General features: G+C 45.3%; 18 protein-coding genes. 5 read left to right on the top strand and 13 right to left on the bottom strand.

Annotated features, from left to right (window positions below):
- Positions 1–12: 12 nt before the first annotated feature.
- Positions 13–1116, top strand: a complete 1104-nt coding sequence (locus tag AMBT_RS20985) for an MBL fold metallo-hydrolase (protein ID WP_013786677.1) — start codon at positions 13–15, stop codon at positions 1114–1116.
- Between the two features lie 17 nt (positions 1117–1133).
- Here the strand turns inward: AMBT_RS20985 and AMBT_RS20980 are convergent, their stop codons facing one another.
- Genes AMBT_RS20980 through gspC form a run of 12 tightly spaced genes read right to left on the bottom strand, consistent with a single transcriptional unit; the run spans position 1134 to position 12497 of the window.
- Positions 1134–1892, bottom strand: coding sequence for a type II secretion system protein N (locus tag AMBT_RS20980; RefSeq protein ID WP_013786676.1), 759 nt, complete (start codon positions 1890–1892; stop codon positions 1134–1136).
- Positions 1889–2368 carry a type II secretion system protein M gene (gene gspM / locus AMBT_RS20975; RefSeq protein WP_013786675.1) on the bottom strand — a complete coding sequence of 160 codons (480 nt, stop codon included), beginning with the start codon at positions 2366–2368 and terminating at the stop codon, positions 1889–1891. Before gspM ends, AMBT_RS20980 begins: the two co-directional genes overlap by 4 nt.
- A complete protein-coding gene (gene gspL / locus AMBT_RS20970; RefSeq protein WP_013786674.1) occupies positions 2365–3564 on the bottom strand; it encodes a type II secretion system protein GspL in 1200 nt (399 codons plus the stop codon). The genes gspM and gspL overlap by 4 nt, the downstream gene beginning before the upstream one ends.
- Entirely contained in the window at positions 3564–4607 is a 1044-nt protein-coding gene (gene gspK, locus AMBT_RS20965; protein WP_013786673.1) for a type II secretion system minor pseudopilin GspK, read from the bottom strand. Before gspK ends, gspL begins: the two co-directional genes overlap by 1 nt.
- Positions 4607–5227, bottom strand: coding sequence for a type II secretion system minor pseudopilin GspJ (gspJ, locus tag AMBT_RS20960; RefSeq protein ID WP_013786672.1), 621 nt, complete (start codon positions 5225–5227; stop codon positions 4607–4609). Before gspJ ends, gspK begins: the two co-directional genes overlap by 1 nt.
- Positions 5227–5589: a type II secretion system minor pseudopilin GspI gene (gene gspI, locus AMBT_RS20955; RefSeq protein WP_049791856.1), complete on the bottom strand. Its 363-nt coding sequence runs from the start codon at positions 5587–5589 to the stop codon at positions 5227–5229. The genes gspJ and gspI overlap by 1 nt, the downstream gene beginning before the upstream one ends.
- A 38-nt stretch (positions 5590–5627) precedes the next feature.
- Entirely contained in the window at positions 5628–6257 is a 630-nt protein-coding gene (gene gspH / locus AMBT_RS20950) for a type II secretion system minor pseudopilin GspH (RefSeq protein ID WP_013786670.1), read from the bottom strand.
- 8 nt (positions 6258–6265) lie between these two features.
- Complete coding sequence (gene gspG / locus AMBT_RS20945; protein ID WP_013786669.1) at positions 6266–6703, bottom strand: type II secretion system major pseudopilin GspG; 438 nt, start codon at positions 6701–6703, stop codon at positions 6266–6268.
- Positions 6703–7929, bottom strand: a complete 1227-nt coding sequence (gspF, locus tag AMBT_RS20940) for a type II secretion system inner membrane protein GspF (protein WP_013786668.1) — start codon at positions 7927–7929, stop codon at positions 6703–6705. The genes gspG and gspF overlap by 1 nt, the downstream gene beginning before the upstream one ends.
- 1 nt (position 7930) lies before the next feature.
- Positions 7931–9496, bottom strand: a complete 1566-nt coding sequence (gspE, locus tag AMBT_RS20935) for a type II secretion system ATPase GspE (RefSeq protein ID WP_013786667.1) — start codon at positions 9494–9496, stop codon at positions 7931–7933.
- Position 9497: 1 nt separating this feature from the next.
- Positions 9498–11540, bottom strand: a complete 2043-nt coding sequence (gspD, locus tag AMBT_RS20930) for a type II secretion system secretin GspD (protein ID WP_013786666.1) — start codon at positions 11538–11540, stop codon at positions 9498–9500.
- Positions 11541–11558: 18 nt separating this feature from the next.
- Entirely contained in the window at positions 11559–12497 is a 939-nt protein-coding gene (gspC, locus tag AMBT_RS20925) for a type II secretion system protein GspC (RefSeq protein WP_013786665.1), read from the bottom strand.
- A 136-nt stretch (positions 12498–12633) separates the two neighbouring features.
- Between gspC and hslR the strand changes: the two genes are divergently transcribed.
- From hslR to AMBT_RS20905, 4 genes are all read left to right on the top strand, one after another.
- The gene (gene hslR / locus AMBT_RS20920) at positions 12634–13029 is read left to right on the top strand and encodes a ribosome-associated heat shock protein Hsp15 (RefSeq protein WP_013786664.1); all 396 of its coding nucleotides are present in this window, start codon (positions 12634–12636) and stop codon (positions 13027–13029) included.
- A gap of 28 nt (positions 13030–13057) precedes the next feature.
- The gene (hslO, locus tag AMBT_RS20915; RefSeq protein WP_013786663.1) at positions 13058–13957 is read left to right on the top strand and encodes an Hsp33 family molecular chaperone HslO; all 900 of its coding nucleotides are present in this window, start codon (positions 13058–13060) and stop codon (positions 13955–13957) included.
- Positions 13958–14243: 286 nt separating this feature from the next.
- Positions 14244–15806, top strand: coding sequence for a phosphoenolpyruvate carboxykinase (locus tag AMBT_RS20910; protein ID WP_013786662.1), 1563 nt, complete (start codon positions 14244–14246; stop codon positions 15804–15806).
- A gap of 314 nt (positions 15807–16120) precedes the next feature.
- On the top strand, positions 16121–17296 hold the full coding sequence (locus AMBT_RS20905; RefSeq protein ID WP_013786661.1) for an MFS transporter: 1176 nt from the start codon (positions 16121–16123) through the stop codon (positions 17294–17296).
- Here AMBT_RS20905 and envZ read toward each other — a convergent pair.
- Positions 17287–18603, bottom strand: a complete 1317-nt coding sequence (gene envZ / locus AMBT_RS20900) for a two-component system sensor histidine kinase EnvZ (protein WP_013786660.1) — start codon at positions 18601–18603, stop codon at positions 17287–17289. The genes AMBT_RS20905 and envZ overlap by 10 nt on opposite strands.
- Positions 18604–18612 lie beyond the last annotated feature (9 nt).

The raw sequence follows: 18612 nt of genomic DNA, 5'->3' as shown, positions 1-18612 counted from the left end.
GGAGTACGTAGTATGTTAGTCACATCCATGAAATCTAGTTCAGCCCGTGTTGCGAAGCCGCACTGTTCTAATGTAGGTACAAAACTAAGTATTGGGCTGGGGTTACTTACCTCAGCCTTTTTTGTTTGTGCAGCGCCTTCGGCCAACCCGACAGCCAATCCAATAGCCAATCCAATAGCAAGACCTGGTGATTCCGTTCAGAAGTCGTTGCCGCAGCATGCATCAACGGATACAAGCGCCACTACCGTATGTGAAGGAGTTTCATTACAAGTGCTTGGCTCTGGCGGTCCAGAACTCGATGATGGGCGTGCTTCTGCATCCTACCTTCTTTGGAAAGACGAAAAGGCTAACGTGTTGGTAGATGCTGGGAGTGGAAGTAGTGTTCAATTTGGCGCGTCGGGTGCTGATTTTACCGATGTAGACACCATCTTATTATCTCATTTGCATACTGATCATGCCGCCGACCTACCCAGTTTTATCAAGGGAAGTTATTTTACACGTCGAGATACAGATTTAACCGTGTATGGCCCTGCCGGTAACGACCTTATGCCGAGTACTCACGCGTATCTCGATGCGCTGATAGGTAAAGAAGGGGCATTTAAATACCTGTCTTCTTATACCCAAGAAGGTGAAGATGATTATAAGGTGTCTGCACACACTGTTGCAGATACCACTTTTTCCACATCCATTAGTGATGACATCAGCATAGCGGCTATATCTGTTCACCATGGCCCAATCCCGGCGTTGGCGTGGAAAGTTACTATTGATAAATGTGTTGCTGTATTTTCAGGCGACACCAACAATGCTGATGGAACATTAGCCAACTTTGCTAAGCATGCCGATGTGCTCGTGTTGCATAATGCTATTGAAGATATTGAAAAGGGAGCGGGTAGCGCTGCCACCAATTTGCATATGACGCCTAAGCAGATTATTGAAATTGCTAAAGAGTCCGAAGCAAAGCGTATTGTGCTTTCTCATATAATGAAGCGTAGCGAAGCAGGGCTAGATGGGCTTACTGAGGCTATTGCGGTTATTGCCCCCGGACGGGTGTTTGCCGCGCAAGACCTAATGAATATTCCATTGGTTAGCGACCTTACTCGTGAAGAAGGCCGCTAACTTATATAGCATTGCGCCTATTGTAATTTAATGGCGATATAACCATTCGCATCGGGTTGTCCGAAGAATTTAGACGCCTGATGTACTTCTTGAGGAAGGCTATCATCTGGCTTAAATTTCCCGTCTACCTTTACTTTTTTCATGTCTGGGCTAACTACAGCATCAATAGAAAGGCCAAGTAGATTTGGCTCGCTGACCACAATACCAATGTCATCACCCACACAGCGAAGTTTGGCAGAATAAGTGCCAAAGTCGATTGGGCCTTGTGTACCTGCAACGGCGGCATTCAACCAATCACCTGTACCTTGTAGCGCCACACACTGAGGGCCAAAAGTAAGTTCGTCGAGCTTCACTTTAAATCGCCCGCTGGCGTTAACTGGCAGAGGCAAGTTCACTTGCGCCAACACGCGGTCTACGGGGAGATAAACTGAAAAGTTTGTGGTTTCTACTTTGTTTGTATTAAACAAACTGGTTTTAAATGGCCCTTCAAAAGCAATGTCGTTTACATCGCGAATGTTACCCGCTTTTACATGCGCGCTTACCTTTCCAATCAGCAACGCAAGGGGGCTAAGCTCCCAATTAACGTTATTAATAGGGAGTCCGTTCACCACGATGGTTTGCGCCTTACCCGTCCATAATGTGCCACTGACACCGCTAATCGATACATTTTTTGGCAAGTCTACTCTGCCAATCACCTGAATAGCAGGCATGTAAGCAATTGCAAAAATTAGAAAGGCAACAATGCCACCCACTAGCCAACCAAACTTAGACTTCATGCTTTTCCTAACTGTAAACGGCGAACTTTGATGTAACCTGGATCATCAGCTTCAGCAATATCGGCCTGAATGATGACAATGCCCATGCCTTCAAGGGTTTTTAACCATTCCAGCACATCATTAAAAGGGGCTTGGTCTATCCAAACTTGTAACTCATCATCTTGCGGTTGCATACGCGAAATGGCAATGCTGTGACTTGACGTAGTGCGGTTAACGGCTTGAGGTAGTGAACCTCGAAAAGGCGTAGCGCGGTTGCTGCTTTTTCTGAGTTGTTGGGCGCGAACGGCACTGTCTTTTACCCATACCAGCAAGCTTTGTTGGTTATCTAGCAATTGCTTTTGCTGATGCAAAGCTGCATTAAGGGGCGACCAAATCAAAAAATAAAATAAACCAATAACCACTACCACAGCAGAGATCATCACCAGTATTTGCTCACGCTCGGTAAGCGCTTTAAATTTGCTGACTAGTGCGTTCACAACACACTCCTAATTGATACCGTGCCAATCACATTGTCATCACGGTTATTGATAGCCCCTTGCTCTACGGTAAATCCAGCACCTTCCGCCTGTCGGCGAAATTGCTCTAATGCCTCAAAGCTTTTACCTTGCGCTTGAATACGAATTTCGGTGCGGGTGGCATCAAACCGTAAAGTTTGTGGTTTTACTTGTGTGCTAGCAAAGGCTTCTGAAAGCTGATCTAGCATCACTAACATAGAGGCATCGCCGCCACTTTTTGATAATTTATCAAGCTCATATTGCAGCTTAAGCTTCACGTTACGATAAACGCCAATATTGGGGAACCCAGATTTTACCGCTTGATCTATTTCACTGGAGAGCGCCGCGTTATCAGATTTCAGCTGGTACAGGGTAACGGTTTTATCAACCAGACTGGTACATAACACCAGTACCGCTAATACAGCCGCGACACGCCATTGTGCCCACGCATTGTTACGAGTACGCTTTACTTTATACTCGCCCTGAAGCAAGTTGAAACTGCTCGACAACGCCTCTTTGGCTAGCACATGCATAGGTAGCTCAAGAGGGGCGTCATTTACCGTAATATTCGGCACACCACTTAAATCAATACCCGCATAGTTGGTAATGACAACCGGGGCTTCTTGTTGGCTGGTAAAATGGCCTAGGGTGGGTAACAACCACGCTTGCTCGCCCTGTATACCTTGAAAGGTATCTTGGCGTACCAACATTTGCTCGCCTAGAGTAAGGACAGACCAACCGTTTTCAGTTACCGGTACGGCGAGTACATCCGGAATTAAATGGTTACAGAACAAGCCTGCATCAGCTAACCATTGCTGCCACATTTGAAGTTTTGCATGACTTACCACGGCAACGGCTTGGCTATCGCCTACTTTAGGACCTATAGCAAAAAACTGTTCGCTAATATCAGTGGCTAATTCATCTTCAAGCATGAAGGGCAAAGCAGAAAGTACCTTTCTACCCGCTCTTGGCGGTAAAGCTACCCATTTAAGTAATATTTCGCTGCTAGGTGCCAATGCGATTACCGCACGCTGCCCAGCACGCTCCGCTAAGGTAGAAAGGGCGTCAGCATTGGGAAGTTCACCAGAAGCGATAATTTCTTCTTCGGCTGTAGACCATACTAGCCAGCTAATTGGGTCGGCCTCGGTGGCACCTAACCTAATCAGGAGTTGTTCCATTATTTTACGCCTCCAAACTCGCGCTTTATTATTTTTACGCCCGCGTCACTACTTGCGTTAAATACGGTAGAAAGTTGAAACGTTGCTTTATTGTAACGGGTCTTAGTGTGCAAAATAAAATACTCAGTGGTTACCGTAAACCATTCTTTTCGGCTATCAGATAAACTTAATGCTTCAACACTCGGCTCGGCCAGAAATTCGCTTACGTCTTCCCAGCCATCTTGTGGGCGGTTACCCAGCAAGCTAGTGGCTTGTTGTAAATCTAACCCCGTTAAGCCGGCTAATAGCGCTGCATGTTCTTCATCAATGGTATTCACATTAATGGCTAGGGTGTCGTTGTCGGGAATTACGCAAACCAGAGGAAGAATTTCATTCAACCAAACCGCAGAGACACCGTTAATAATACGCAATTCGCTTGTCGATGCCAGTAGTCCGTTTGCTGCTAAGTAAGGAAACTCCCTCGACTCATACTCGCTATCTTCTGCGCCATAAGGGCGCATGTTGTCATCTTCATCTACCCAGTCGGCCAAGCTGTCTCGCACGGTATCAGCGGTAAAGCTGTTTAGATCGTCAATTTCAAGGGCCAAAAGCATAGTGTGAAAGGCATCCATCGCTTCGGTAGCGCCATCACCACTATTCACGTTTGCGCTAGCGCTGCCTTGTAGAATAGCGTTTAGGTTAAAGCATGCTTGAAGGTCGGTAAGGTTCGCTTGTAAACCGCCATTGTCTAACGGGTACATAAATTCCTGTGCCCAAGGCTGGTCTAGCGAAATTTTATCACCGGTTTCTTCCATCAAGGTTTGAAGCGACTTTCTTGCAAAGGCCTCGGCTCCCAAGGCATACCAGTACGCTTGATTACTGTCTTTAATATTCATGGTGCGCTGAACTTGCAACTGCAAGCGGGTACCCATTTCAGTGGCCAATACAGATACCAGCGCTACAATCATCAGCACAATCATAAGCGCCATGCCTTGTTGGCGAGAAGGCTGCGAACGGGGTGTTTTTGTAGGCGCTTTGATAGCCGTTTTAATAAGAATGCCCATTACGCCGAACCTCCTGTTAAGGCAAACTCACGACGTACTAAACCAAAATCTTTACTCACAAACTCAATCGCCACCGCAGTGGGTAACGCTTCACCTTGGTAACTTTCACTCCAACTTAGATCGTCGCTGTCATCAGTACTACTTTCAGCGCTAATGAATTCAACGGTAAAGCTTTCTATATTTTCAAGCAGGGTACGGGTCTTAGGTTCATAGCCAATAACATTATCGACGTAGTTGCTATAAAGGCGTTCTAGTCGGTCTTCATCAAGGCGATATGCCACATATTGTAGGGTGCTTCGGGGCAACATGAGTTGAGGGTTGTGCCAACCGCCGCGCACAAAGCCAATACCATCGCCGTCACTATCATCTACCTCGCCGCCAGCCATTACTACGGTTTGGGTTTCCCCTTCAGCGCGAACTGGCCGTGGCACCGCTTGTTGAATATCACGCTCTATGATGACCATGGCACGTTGTAGTTGTTGTAACTTCTCAAAGCGCTCGCTAGATAAGTCGTTGCTATCAATTACCGTGGTTAGCAGGCCTGTAGATGCCAAACCAATGAGCGTAAAAATAGCCATGGCAATCAGAATTTCAATGAGAGTAAATCCGCGCTGCTTCATTAAATGCCTGCGCCGGTGGGCTTAGCCACAAAGGTGGTTACCGAAGTGACGCTTCCAGAATAGTCAGAATCTAGACCTACGCTGATACTTACCGAGCGAAGTTCATCGTCGTTGGTTTTAGTTACTTTTTGCTGCCAATACCAAGTACGGTCAGCCATTTCCATGCTGCCTTTTAAATTGTTCTTAGGTGGCCAAGTATCATCAAGCTGTAACTGGTTAAGCCGGTTACTGGCAACATAGCTGGCAAAGGTTACCGCTTCAATTTGCCCTACGTTATTTAAGTGATCCCCTGCGGCCTTTAGAATAGCCGTACCGGTTAAGGCAAAAATAAGCAGTGCCACCATGACTTCAAGCAGTGTCATGCCTTTTTGATTGTTGGGCGAATGCGAAAACGGGCTTTTCACTGATCTGGGCTCTCAAAGGGGCCAGCCAATTCTAGTGGCGGAAACTCTTCATTGTTTAGCGCAAAATAAACGGGTTCGTCGTTAAAGTCGCCTTCATAGGCAAAACTAAGGCTGAAGGGGGTAATATCGCCGCTAGACATGATTAATATTTGCGGCGGTGGCAGTTTCTTTTCTTCTTCGCTGCCTATTTCAACACCATCTTCAGACACGCTTAAGGTTTCGTCGAATATGCCTCGGTCAAAAAGTTGGTCTTCTTTGGTCCAAGGCAAGTCGTCTAAATTTAGCGTAAATGAGAAGTCTTCAGGTAATGTGTGAGGTTCATAATATTTCTCTCCCTCAATACGTTGCCACTCATCATTTTCATCTAAAAAAACAAAGTAGTATTCGTTGTCTTTTTGCTCTATACGAATGCCAAGTTGCTGCTGGTTTAGCACAGCATAATCGCTTGCCATATCGACCAGTACTTGTAGTCGTTGGGCTTGGCTTTTTAGCAAGTCTGCTTTACTGGCGCCAAAGGCATTGAACATCACGTAGCCAGCCGCTAAGCCCATAAGCAACAGTACCAGCATCACTTCTAATAGCGTGAAGCCAGTGTGCTTGTTGTGAGGATGAAAGCGGCCAAGCATAAAATAACTTAGTTTAAGTATTCGTTAATGTTCCAGTTACCAATATCGTCATCGGTACCTGGTTCACCGTCTGGGCCATTTGAAAAAATGTCTACTACGCCTAATTCTCCTGGGCTAATTAACGCATAAGGATTGCCCCAAGGATCTTCTGGCAAACGCTTAATGAAACCGCCTTCTGGGTAGTTTCTTGGAATGGGATCAAGGGTTGGTGCGGTTACTAACGCTTCTAGCCCTTGCTCAGTCGTTGGGAACTTATTGTTTCGAAGCTTATACATTTCAAGCGCGCTTTCCATTTGCTGGATATCAACGGCGGCTTTTTTAAGTTGTGCCACTTCTTGGTTACCCAAAATTTGCGGCGCTACCATCGATGCCATAATGCCGATGATAAGTAGCACCACCATTACTTCAATCAAACTAAATCCAGAACTACGTTTTAAGGTTTTCATCAGATATTCACCATATTGTTTAAGGCCAAAATAGGCTGCAAAATTGCCATTACGATAAACAGCACTATGCCAGCCATCGACACGATAAGTAGAGGTTCAAATACTTTTAGTGAGACACCAACAAGGGCTTCAAATTCCCTATCTTGGTTATCGGCGGCGCGACCAAGCATTTGCTGTAATTCGCCAGACTTTTCACCCGATGCAATCATGTGCATCATCATTGGCGGGAAAATTTTTGTATTGTCGAGCGCAGCGCGCAAGCTGCTCCCTTCTTTTACATTAATGGCAGCATCGGCTACCTGATTCTTTATATGCTGGTTTTCAAGTACATCGCCAGAAATGCGCATAGATTCAAGTAAAGGCACGGCGCTGGCACTTAATATACTTAAGGTACGTGCAAAGCGAGCGGTATTAAGCCCGCGGGACACTTTGCCAATAAGCGGAAGTTTCAAAATAACTTTGTGAAACCTTAGCTTCATCTTTTTCTGCTGAAGCACACGCTGAATAATTACCGCCAGAATAGCCACTACTACCAGCAAGATAAGGCCGTAATTTTGTAGCCAAGTACTCACCGAAATAAGTACTTGGGTAATACCTGGAAGGTCTTGCCCCATATGGTCGAATTGACCCACTATTTTAGGCACAACCACCGTCAGCAATAACATCACAATGCCGAAAGCGAAAAACAGCATGAGCGATGGGTAAATAAGTGCTTGGGTAATTTGACTGCGAGTTTGCTGGCGTCGTTCGGTGTAGTCGGCAAGGCGATTAAGTACCGTATCTAAGTGACCGGATTTTTCACCTGCCGCCACCATGGCGCGGTATAAGTCGTCAAATACACTAGGAAATTCAGACAAGGCATCGGCTAAACCATGACCTTCAACCACTTTGCTTCGAACAGCCATCATCATGTTCTTTTGACGGGGCTTTTCACACTGCTCGGCAACCGCCAGTAAGGCTTCTTCTACCGGTAAGGCAGATTCTACCAAGGTGGCCATTTGACGGGTTAACAGGGCCAGATCTGAGGCTGAAATTCTCGGTTTAAAAAACGAGAAACCACCACTTTTACCGTCACTTTTTCCGCGCTCGGTAACTTGTTCTACTTCTAAAGGAATGAGCCCTTTTTCACGCAATTGCTGGCGCACTTGGCGAGCATTATCGCCTTCCAGTACACCATTTGCGTTACGGCCACGGTTATTTACCGCTTTATAAGCGAAGGCGGCCATACTAATCCTCCTTGGTTACACGCAGGACTTCTTCTAAAGAGGTAACACCTGCAAGTACCTTACGACACCCGTCATCCCGAATACTGGGGGTAGAGTGCCTGATATATTTTTCAATGGCCTGTTCACCCACGCCTTCATGCATCATTTCGCGCACTTTCTCATTCACCAGCAATAACTCGTGAATACCCGTACGACCTCGGTAACCGGTTTGGTTACAGGCAGCGCAGCCGTGAGGTTGGTAAATGGTAAAGTTGCTATCGGCATCAATATTAAGGGCTTCACACTCTTGCGGATCCGGTGTGTGAGGGGTTTTACACTCTTTACACAGTGTGCGCACTAAGCGCTGCGATAATACCGCCAGTAAACTTGAAGAAAGCAAAAAGGGTTCAATACCCATATCTTCTAAACGGGTGATAGCGCCAGCAGCGGTATTGGTGTGAAGGGTCGATAATACTAGGTGGCCGGTTAAACTGGCCTGTACCGCAATTTGTGCCGTTTCCACATCTCGAATCTCCCCGACCATCACTACGTCGGGATCTTGTCGTAATATGGCTCGAAGGCCGCGGGCGAAGGTCATATCTACACGGGGATTAACCTGTGTTTGACCAATACCGGGTAAGTCGAATTCAATAGGATCTTCTACGGTTAAGATATTGCGGTCGCGTGAATTAATCTCACTTAAACCAGCATACAAGGTGGTACTTTTACCAGAGCCTGTGGGGCCGGTAACCAAAATAATACCGTGAGGCTTTCTAATTAATGAAGAAAAATGGTCGCGGTTTTGCTGGGTCATGCCTAAGTCTTTTAGGTTTAACCGTGCGTTGTTTTTATCTAATAAACGCAGCACCACACGCTCACCATGGCTAGACGGCATAGTAGACACACGTACATCTACTGCGCGGCCTGCAATGCGTAGGGTAATACGGCCATCTTGCGGTACCCGTTTTTCAGCAATATCAAGTTTCGCCATTACCTTAATACGAGAAACCAGCATGGAAGAGAGCTTACGATTGGGGCGTAAAATCTCTCGTAATACACCATCTACACGAAACCGAACCACTAACTGGTTTTCAAAGGTTTCAATGTGAATATCCGACGCGCCTTCTTTAATCGCTTCACCTAACATGGCATTAATCAGCTTGATGATAGGGGCGTCGTCTTCGTTATCTAATAAATCTTCGGTATCAGGTAAATCTTCCGCAAGGGCAAACAAATCGCTCTCGTTACCTAAGTCTTCCATTAACTGCTTTGCTGCAGAACTATCACGCTGGAATGCGCTGGTTAGAAAGCTTTCGAACTCATCAGCAGCAATAGTTTTAGGTACAAAAGGTTCGCCGTAAAAGCGGCGTACTTCGGCAAACACTTCAAAAGGGGTGTTTTCCGTAAAATACAGCACAGCAGGAGTGACATTGGTTTCAAGCAATACCTGGTTACGCTTAGCAAAGCTGAACGAAAGCTGGCGAGGGCCAGCCACGGCTTCTGGTAAGCCTTCTTCATCAACCATTGCTTCGAGCGCTTCTTCCTGTGCCTCTACCGCAAGGGTGAGTTGCTCGTCTTGACCTGCCATATTACTCGTTACCTTCATCAAGGTTGTCTTTCTCAGTCAGGTATTCTTCAAATGAAGGCGGCAAGGAAAGTTCATCATCCCAATTAGGCATACTAGGGCTTTCAGCGTTTGGCATTAGTGAAATACCATCTTGCTGGCGTTTAAGCTGTAAGGCACGAATGTAGTTGTACTTACGATGGCTAATAGAGTTCATGGTTGCGCCATCACGAACGATAGTTGGCTTTAAAAACACCATTAGGTTACGTTTACGTTTGCTGGTAGACGTCGACTTAAACAAGTTACCAATAATAGGAATATCGCCTAATAAAGGCACTTTAGATACGCTTTCTTGAACGTCTTCGTCTATCAAGCCGCCTAATACAATCGTGCCGCCATCATCTACAATAACCGTAGTTTTAATTTCACGTTTATTAATAGAGATATCTACCGAGGTGGCACCACTGACGCTAGATACTTCTTGTTCAATTAATAACTGAACTGCATCGCCTTCATTTATTTGAGGCGTGACTTTAAGCTTAATGCCTACTTCTTGGCGATCGACCGTTTGGAACGGGTTCGAGTTATTCGAGCCTGTAGAAGTACCAGTAATAATCGGTACTTCTTGCCCTACAATGAAATAAGCTTCTTCGTTGTCCATGGTCGTAAGGTGCGGTGTGGCCAATACGTTAGAGTTAGTGTCGGTACTAACTGCTTGCACAACCGCGCCCCAGCCGTTATCAATAATACCCGCAATTAAGCCATTCGCGCTGCCTAACAAGCTAGCAAGAGAAGTATAATCACCTTCATCGGTAGTGGTGACTCTAACAACAGCACCTTCATCAGTTACATAGGCTTCGGTATCGGTATCGTCTTCCGCTTCTTTAAGCGCTACCGCCAACGATCCTACTGGGATGACACCATTGCTAAACTGAGTACCACCGCCATTTTCAGACACCCACTGTACACCTAAGGTAGTGCCGTCACCTTCGAATACTTCTACAATAATGGCTTCAACCTGTACCTGTGCGCGGCGAATATCAAGCTGACGGACCACTTCTTCTAGTGAGCGCATCATGTCAGGTTCCGCAGTGATTACTAACGCATTAGAATCTTCATGGGCATCAATGCTGACGTCACGGTTAGATGAACCACGGCTGTTGGTGCTGCCACTTTTCTCTTCTGCTTGAATACTGGCAGAAACCCCTTGTAGTACTTTTACTAGATCGTCGGCTTTGGCATAGTTAAGAAACATTACGCGAGTATTACCGCTGGTTTCTAACTCCTGATCCATACGCTCAATAAGATTAATTAAACGTTGGCGGGCTTTAATGTCGCCGCTTACAATCACAGAGTTAGTACGGTCGTCGGCTACCACTCGAGGGTCTGACTTAGCACCGGTATTAGCTTTACCTTGTGATTTGTTAATGCTGTCGATAATACGCACCATTTCAGAGGCTGAGGCGAAACGTAGCTTCACAATCTCAACTTCTTCATCACCTGCACGGTCAACACGCTCAATAATTTCAACTAAGCGGTTCACCACAGCCGCGCGGCCAGTAATCATCATTACGTTTGAAGGGTCGTGGCTTACTACATTACCACCGCCAGCTTGGTCGTTAAGTTGACGTAGAATAGGCGCTAATTCTCTTACCGGTACGTTATAAACAGGCACGACGCGGGTGATCATTTCATCACCGTCTTTCGCTGAACCTTCTACTACAGGAATGTTTGATGTTTTAGCATCTTTAGAGCGTACTACTTTTAAAATACCGCTCGGCATTTCAACCACAGCAAAGTCGTAAACCTGAAGCACGTTTAAAAAGAATTGATAATACTGATCTTCAGTCAGCATATCGTAGCTTCGAACACTGATTTTACCGCGAACATTGGGGTCGACAATAATGGTCCGCTCTAAGTTTTTGCCCACAATATTAATGAACTCACTAATATCAGTGTCTTTAAAATTAGGCATATATTCAGCGGCGGTTACCGAGAAACAAAGAAGGGCCGTGCACAGGGCTGTGCTCAGGCGAGATAACAATTTTTGGCTAGTGCGCCTTTTCATTCTGTCTTCCTTTAATTCTTATTCTGCTGATGGCTCAGGTAAATCGAGATAGAGCGTAGTAAAACTGCCATCACGAATGATTGTAAGTTCAATATTCTGAGCATTGCGAAGTTCAGATAGTGCTTCTTGGGATTGCTGCATGTCTGTCAGATCCAATCCGTTAATTTGTGCAATAACATCGCCGGCTTGAAGCCCTGCTGACTTAAATAATGCGGGTTCTTTACCTGGGCTAACTTGATAGCCGATTAGCTGTCCTTCTTCCGTTTTTGGAGAAATAGAGATGAAGTCGGTAAAGCTTGCTGGGCGATCTCGCAGTGAAGCGGTTGCTTCAATGGCTTCTTCACTTAACTGTCTTGAATCGGGCTCGTCTCGCTCATCTGGAACAGGCTGTGGACGACGTTTAGCTTGTTGTTGGCGACGTTTGTTCGCTTCGTCGTAATCAATGCCATCTAACATCAAGGTTTCGTTTCTAACCCCATTTTTAATAATAACTCGGTCTCGGAAAACTTGCTTCAGGGTGGCGTTAGTGCCTTCAATCTTTTCACCCAGACCATACACCGCTTGACTATTGCGATTTTCGATAACCGCAGTGCTAGAACCTTCATCCGAACTTGCCACCACACCGGTAAGGGTAAGGTTAAGACGCGTTTCAGGCGCATCAGTAACAGGGGCTTCTTCTACCTTTGCAGGCGCAGCTGCTGCATTACCAAATAAATTTAATTGTTGTATTTTGCGTATGTTGACCCCACTTTGCCCTGAAGCCGTAGAAGGTATAGGCGCAAAACTCACTGCGGGAGTCGCAGATAATTGAGGTTCAGGTATAATTCGCCATATTAGCTTGGCGGCAAAGGCTATTAAATATAGGCTCAGCAGCACCACAATTAACGTGTGAAGTTGTTTTTGGTTCTGGTTTACAAAAACAACCAGAGACTGTGGATTGAGTTTATCGAATGTCATGTCGCCACTTGATGGTACTGCTTATTATAAAAGTGAAAATTTGGTTAACCGCGCTTTGTCCGACCCATCATAGCCTAGTCGAGGTGGGGCTCACAACACTAAAGCCGCACCGTTACGAAATTATTACAAAGGTCTTATGGAAACGAACAATACATCACAAAATGTGAGGCTAGACAAGTGGCTATGGGCAGCAAGGTTTTTCAAAACCCGCGCCATTGCCAGAGACATGGTTCAGTCAGGAAAAGTTCACTACAACGGACAGCGCACTAAGCCCGGCAAGAATGTAGAGCTTGGTGCAGTGATAAAAGTTCCCTCAGGTTGGGATAACCGTGACGTTATTGTTCGAGGACTCAGTGATAAACGACTTAGTGCAGCACTTGCTCAAGACTTATATGAAGAAACTGAGACAAGTGTAACAAAACGTGAAGAAAACCAAGTTGCACGAAAATTGAACGCTTTTCATAGTCCTAAGCCGGAACATCGGCCAGATAAAAAACAGCGCAGACAAATTATTAAATTTAAGCAGCAGTAAAAAGTATGCTGCCTAACAGGACAAGTTTATGAGTGATTTTGACAAATTACATCGATTTTTATTTACCCAAGCAAATGTTCGTGGCGAATTGGTTCGCTTAGATGAAAGCTTAAAGCACATTGTTCATAGCTATGAATACCCCGTACAAATTCAGCGACTGTTGGGGCAGTTGGCAGCGGCCACATCTTTACTGACGGCTACCCTTAAGTTTAAAGGCGAAATTGCCCTGCAAATTCAAAGTAAAGGGCCAGTGAGTTACGCGGTAATAAATGCCACTCATGAACAAACGTTTCGTGGTGTTGCCCGCTGGGATGAAAGCCTTGAAACGCTTCCAGAAGCGTTTGATGAGTTACTTACAGAAGCGGTATTGGTGATGACCATTACCCCTGATGAAGGCGAGCGTTATCAAGGTATTGTGGCACTAGACAAACCAACATTAGCTGAGTGTTTAGAAGAATACTTCGCCCAGTCAGAACAGTTAGCCACTCGCGTGCACCTAATGACAGACTTGCAAGATGAGAACAACGCCAGAGCGGCGGGTATGCTGCTTCAAGTATTGCCAACAGACGCTAGCGCGACTGACATAACCCAAGCAACAGGGTTTGATCATATTGCTACGTTAACCGAAACCTTAACGGAAAAAGAAATGTTCTCGTTGTCGGTAGAAGACATTCTTTATCGTTTGTACCACCAAGAAGAAGTGGAAGTGTACCCAGCGAAAGCGGTTAGCTTTGCGTGTACATGTTCCAAGGAACGCAGTGCAGAAGCGCTTCGTAACATCGATAAAGCTGAGCTTTTATCCATAGTAAAAGAAGATGGCGACATTAAGATGAATTGTCAGTATTGCCATGCAGAATATCGTTTCGATAGTATCGATATTGAGGCGATTCACAGTGGTAATGCACCCTCACCTGATACTAATCAATAAGGGGGTACTCCTTACCCTTAAGTCGCCCCTAAAATAAGAAAACCTCTTAATTCATTTCCCTTTACAGCACTTGTTGTAAGGGGAAGTTGATAAAAAACCACGTATCCCGTTTTGTATCCCTCCTTAAAATAAAAAATGTAATTTTATTACGTTTTTTTCGAAAGTTGATCCAGATTAATAATCAGTATTCTTTATAGAAATAACGCTATGCCTTTATTTACTTTAGACTCAATTAAATGATACTTTTTGAAAGTGCTATTGAAAGATTACATTAAGGGTTACGGTTATGAGTGTAGCAGCGTCTTTAAAAACGGATTTAAAAATCTCTCCATTGGTTGATTTGCCTAGCGCCGAATTAATCGAACGCGCAATTAAGCGGGGCGAGGGTGTGTTAGACACTAACGGGGCTTTGGTCGTTGAAACCGGTGAAAGAACGGGTCGCTCACCAAATGATAGGTTTATCGTAAAAGAGCCTTCCACTGAGAATGAAATCGATTGGGGCAAGGTTAATAAGCCATTTGATGCTACTAAATTCGATGCCTTATGGAACAAAGTAGAGGCCTACCTAACTACTCAAGAGCATTTTCTATCTCACCTTCAAGTGGGCTCAGATCCTGCGCATGCACTTCCTTTAGAAGTAAGAACGCAAACTGCGTGGCAGCACGTTTTTGCGCGTAATCTTTTTATCGTGCCAGACAAATGGAACGTCAATAACGAAAGCCCGTGGCAAGTATTAAATGTTCCTGGGTTTGTGTGTGACCCAGAGCGTGACGGCACCAACAGTGATGGCGTGGTAGTCATTAATTTTGCTAAAAAACGTGTGCTTATTGCCGGCATGAGATACGCCGGTGAAATGAAAAAAGCCATGTTCTCGGTTCAGAATTTCTTACTTCCTGCGAAAGACATATTACCCATGCATTGCTCCGCCAACGTAGGCGAGCAAGGCGATGTAACTTTGTTCTTTGGTTTATCGGGTACAGGTAAAACCACGTTATCTGCCGATCCTAAACGCTTTTTAATTGGCGATGATGAACACGGTTGGGGCGAAGGCAGCGTGTTTAATATTGAGGGCGGCTGCTATGCAAAATGTATCGACCTTTCGCAAAAGAACGAACCGGTTATTTGGGACGCCATCAAGTTTGGCACTATTTTAGAAAACGTTGTGTTAGACGATACTCGCACCCCAGATTACAAAGATACGTCGCTAACCCAAAATTCACGGGCGGCTTATCCGTTAAGCCACATTGAAAAGCGGGTTGAAGCAAACCGTGGCGGCGAGCCTCGCTCTGTCGTATTTTTAACCTGTGATGTAAGTGGTGTGTTACCGCCTGTATCAGTACTAAGTGAAGAAGCGGCAGCCTATCATTTCTTAAGTGGCTACACCGCGAAAGTGGGCTCGACAGAAATTGGTTCAACCTCAGATATTGAATCAACATTTTCTACCTGTTTTGGCGCACCCTTCTTCCCACGCCCAGCAGGCGTGTATGCCGAATTACTGATTAAGCGTGTAAAAGCGTTTAATGCCAAAGTGTACTTGGTGAATACCGGTTGGACTGGCGGGCCTTATGGTACAGGTCAGCGTTTCGACATTCCTACTACTCGCGCTATTATCGATGCCATTGTATCGGGTGATTTAGCCGATGTTGAAACCCAACATATTGAAGGCTTAAACCTTGATGTGCCTGTTGCAGTATCAGGCGTTAACGATAATTTATTAGTGCCTAAGCAAACCTGGAATGATGCAGAAAAATACGAAGAATATGCGCAGAATCTAGTCAATAGCTTTAAGCAAAATTTTGAGAAATACGATGTTAGCGACGCCATTGTAAAGGCAGGTCCTGGCAACTAATTCTTGCTGCGTTTTTTTAGGGCGCAGTTAGATGTTAGGGGAGGCAACCCTTCCCTTCCCAACCTTCATCACACTCAACGTGATTGATGTTTTGCCCGCGCTTAGCCGCGGGCTTTTTTCGTTTCCTATCTTGCGCGAGTTATACTAAAGGCGTACTGTAGCGTCCTTGGTAGTCGATAACGTTCTCACGTTAAAATACGCTCCAAACAAAAAATCAAAAAACGTTGTAGTAAGTCTCTTAACTACAAATCATGCCCTGCTACACCAATATATTGCACTATTTCGTTTAGAACCCTGTTTGTAAAGGAGCATGGATGAGCCGTCGTCCTATTACTGTTGTTATATTTTCCGGTTTTTTCTTACTGGGTATGTTGTTTATATTATGGGGTATTTTACTGCCAGATATTGCTGCCGACCTGCGTATGTCAGAGCTGGTAAGTGGTTTGTTCTTCTCGCTTTTCTCTTTGGGTATGATGGTGGGAGCCGTAGTTGGCGGTAAGTACGTTAGTCGCTTTGATTACATGCCATTGTTAGCATCGCTATTGGGTATAAACGCTGTTTTATTGTTGCTTATATCGTCATTACACGGGTGGCAATGGGTATTAGTGGTGGCCGTCGTTATAGGCATAGTGAGTTCCTCAATTTTTACTATTGGGCACACCTTAATTGCCCGCTTGTACGAAGAAAAGCGCTTTACCATGATGGGGCTGATGGACTTTATGTTCAGCCTAGGCACATTTGCTGCTTCGTTTTTTGTTACCTTGCTTTATCTTCAAGAAGAAAACTGGCGTAGACCAATTCAAGTGCTTGCACTATTTACGCTAGCCCTGTCGGCGTATACCTTTATGGCAGCGCACTCTCAAGCCAAATTGCTCCGAGGCCAACCAAAAGCGCAGCGTAAAACCCTCAATTTTGGTGCGGTAATTAAACAACCTATCTTTATATTTATGGCGCTGCTTAGTTTTGGCTATGGCGCGGTAGAGTTTGGTAACGCAAATTGGTTTGTAAGTTATGCGCAAAACGGCATTGGGTTTACCGGTGAACAATCTCGAAACCTACTTGCGTGTTTTACTGCAGGTATGGTTATAAGTCGGTTGGTTTTTCCTTTCTTACTGCGATTTATGTCGGTGCATCGGCTCATTGTCATATTGGCTACAGCGTCGTTGTGCGGCGTATTTGCCATTAAACTTACCACTGACCTGTACAGTATGGGCGCAGGTAACTTACTGTTAGGGCTTGGCTTAGGTGGGTTATTTCCACTTATGTTGTCAGCAGCCATGAATATTGATAGTGACAATGGCCCAGTATTATCTGGCATTTGTATTATTGGCAACTCTACCGGCGTGCAAGTGGCCTCTTTTTCTACCGGGTTATGGGCAAACTATGTCCCCCTTACTACTGCGTTTTGGGTAATACCTATGGGTGGATGTATGTTGTGGGTTGCTGCGTGGGCGTATAGCCGAATGGTAAAACAGCACGGTTACTCATGAAGGGGTAAATAGAACTCTGCTATTAAACCTTGCTGCGGGTGATTGCGTAGCTCCACACCACCATCATGCGCTTCCACAATACGTCTTATAATTGATAAACCTAAGCCAGAGCCCGATGTACTTCGGGCTTTGTCACCTTGCGCAAAGGGCATAAACACATGCTCTAATTCTGCCGCGGGAATACCAGGGCCAAAGTCGCGTATTTTACAGTAAACCCGTTTTTCATTACGGTTATAAAATGTGGAGATCACGATATTGTCGGAGCCGTAGCGAAAGGCGTTCTCGATAATATTATCGATAACCCGCTTCATGGCCACGCGGCGTAAATCAAGTAAGGGAATATCATTAAGCTTCAACGCGATATGATGCTTCTCTTCAATATGCCGCGCTTGCGCTAATTCGATAATAAGACTGTTTAGGTCGGTATTTTCTTTTATTTCTTCTGTGTCGTAGCGGGCGTAGTCGATAAATTGATCGATAATCGCATTCATATCTTCAATATCGTTAACAATGCCATCTTTTATCCAGTTTTGAGATTCAGGCAGCATTTCAGACGCAAGACGAATGCGTGTCAGCGGAGTGCGTAAATCGTGAGATATACCTGCCGTCATCAAAGTCCGATCATGTTCTAGCTGCTTGATGCCTTGATTCATGCGGTTGAAGGCGCGGGTAACTTGAATCATTTCCGTGCTGCCTTGCTCTTTAAGTGGCGCGGGGTGTTCACCTTTACCTACCGCTAATGCGGCTTTTTGCAAAGAAGACAGTGGCATGGTCATACGCCGCACAAATAGCCACCCACCTGCTACGCTGAGAATCCCAATCACCATCAAATACATGGTTAACGGTGAAATATTCGCTTCGTTTAAGCCGGTTATGGGAATAGCAATCCAGGTGTCGGGGTAGCGAGACAACGAGATCCAGACCGTATAAGGTGCGCTGGCGTCGGTTTTTTGCGAAACCGTACTAATTCGAACATCGGCAAGTTGCTCAATTTGTTTGCTTACTTGCGATGACATAAACCCATAATAAACCGCGCTTTCTAAACCTTTGGTTCTCGCTTTGCTGGCATCGAGTATTTGAATGTCGGTTTTGTCGTAATAGCGGGCTCTGCTGTCGTTATTGCTGACTAGCAAGTCTTCTGCTAATACCGATTTCACTTGCGTGGCAAGTAGGCTGTTGATTTGCTGGTAACTAGGTTGAATAAAATAATAAGTAACAGACAGGTAAGAAACGACTTGGTTAATAAGCAAAAGTACGCCAATCAGCATTACGGTTTGGCCAAATGCACTTTGAGGAACCAGACGCACTACTTCACC

This window comes from Alteromonas naphthalenivorans (assembly GCF_000213655.1).
In the GTDB taxonomy this organism is placed as follows: Bacteria; Pseudomonadota; Gammaproteobacteria; order Enterobacterales; family Alteromonadaceae; genus Alteromonas; species Alteromonas naphthalenivorans.
This window is presented reverse-complemented; position numbering and strand designations above follow the sequence as displayed.

Excerpts from the sequence above, each read along its gene's own strand:
- gspI (WP_049791856.1), bottom strand. The coding sequence starts at position 5,589 with ATGACACTGCTTGAAGTCATGGTGGCACTGCTTATTTTTGCCTTAACC.
- gspL (WP_013786674.1), bottom strand. The coding sequence starts at position 3,564 with ATGGAACAACTCCTGATTAGGTTAGGTGCCACCGAGGCCGACCCAATT.
- AMBT_RS20985 (WP_013786677.1), top strand. The coding sequence starts at position 13 with ATGTTAGTCACATCCATGAAATCTAGTTCAGCCCGTGTTGCGAAGCCG.
- gspD (WP_013786666.1), bottom strand. The coding sequence starts at position 11,540 with ATGAAAAGGCGCACTAGCCAAAAATTGTTATCTCGCCTGAGCACAGCC.
- gspH (WP_013786670.1), bottom strand. The coding sequence starts at position 6,257 with ATGCTTGGCCGCTTTCATCCTCACAACAAGCACACTGGCTTCACGCTA.
- AMBT_RS20980 (WP_013786676.1), bottom strand. The coding sequence starts at position 1,892 with ATGAAGTCTAAGTTTGGTTGGCTAGTGGGTGGCATTGTTGCCTTTCTA.
- AMBT_RS20910 (WP_013786662.1), top strand. The coding sequence starts at position 14,244 with ATGAGTGTAGCAGCGTCTTTAAAAACGGATTTAAAAATCTCTCCATTG.
- AMBT_RS20905 (WP_013786661.1), top strand. The coding sequence starts at position 16,121 with ATGAGCCGTCGTCCTATTACTGTTGTTATATTTTCCGGTTTTTTCTTA.
- gspG (WP_013786669.1), bottom strand. The coding sequence starts at position 6,703 with ATGAAAACCTTAAAACGTAGTTCTGGATTTAGTTTGATTGAAGTAATG.
- gspC (WP_013786665.1), bottom strand. The coding sequence starts at position 12,497 with ATGACATTCGATAAACTCAATCCACAGTCTCTGGTTGTTTTTGTAAAC.
- gspJ (WP_013786672.1), bottom strand. The coding sequence starts at position 5,227 with ATGAAGCAGCGCGGATTTACTCTCATTGAAATTCTGATTGCCATGGCT.
- gspF (WP_013786668.1), bottom strand. The coding sequence starts at position 7,929 with ATGGCCGCCTTCGCTTATAAAGCGGTAAATAACCGTGGCCGTAACGCA.
- gspE (WP_013786667.1), bottom strand. The coding sequence starts at position 9,496 with ATGGCAGGTCAAGACGAGCAACTCACCCTTGCGGTAGAGGCACAGGAA.
- gspK (WP_013786673.1), bottom strand. The coding sequence starts at position 4,607 with ATGGGCATTCTTATTAAAACGGCTATCAAAGCGCCTACAAAAACACCC.
- hslO (WP_013786663.1), top strand. The coding sequence starts at position 13,058 with ATGAGTGATTTTGACAAATTACATCGATTTTTATTTACCCAAGCAAAT.
- hslR (WP_013786664.1), top strand. The coding sequence starts at position 12,634 with ATGGAAACGAACAATACATCACAAAATGTGAGGCTAGACAAGTGGCTA.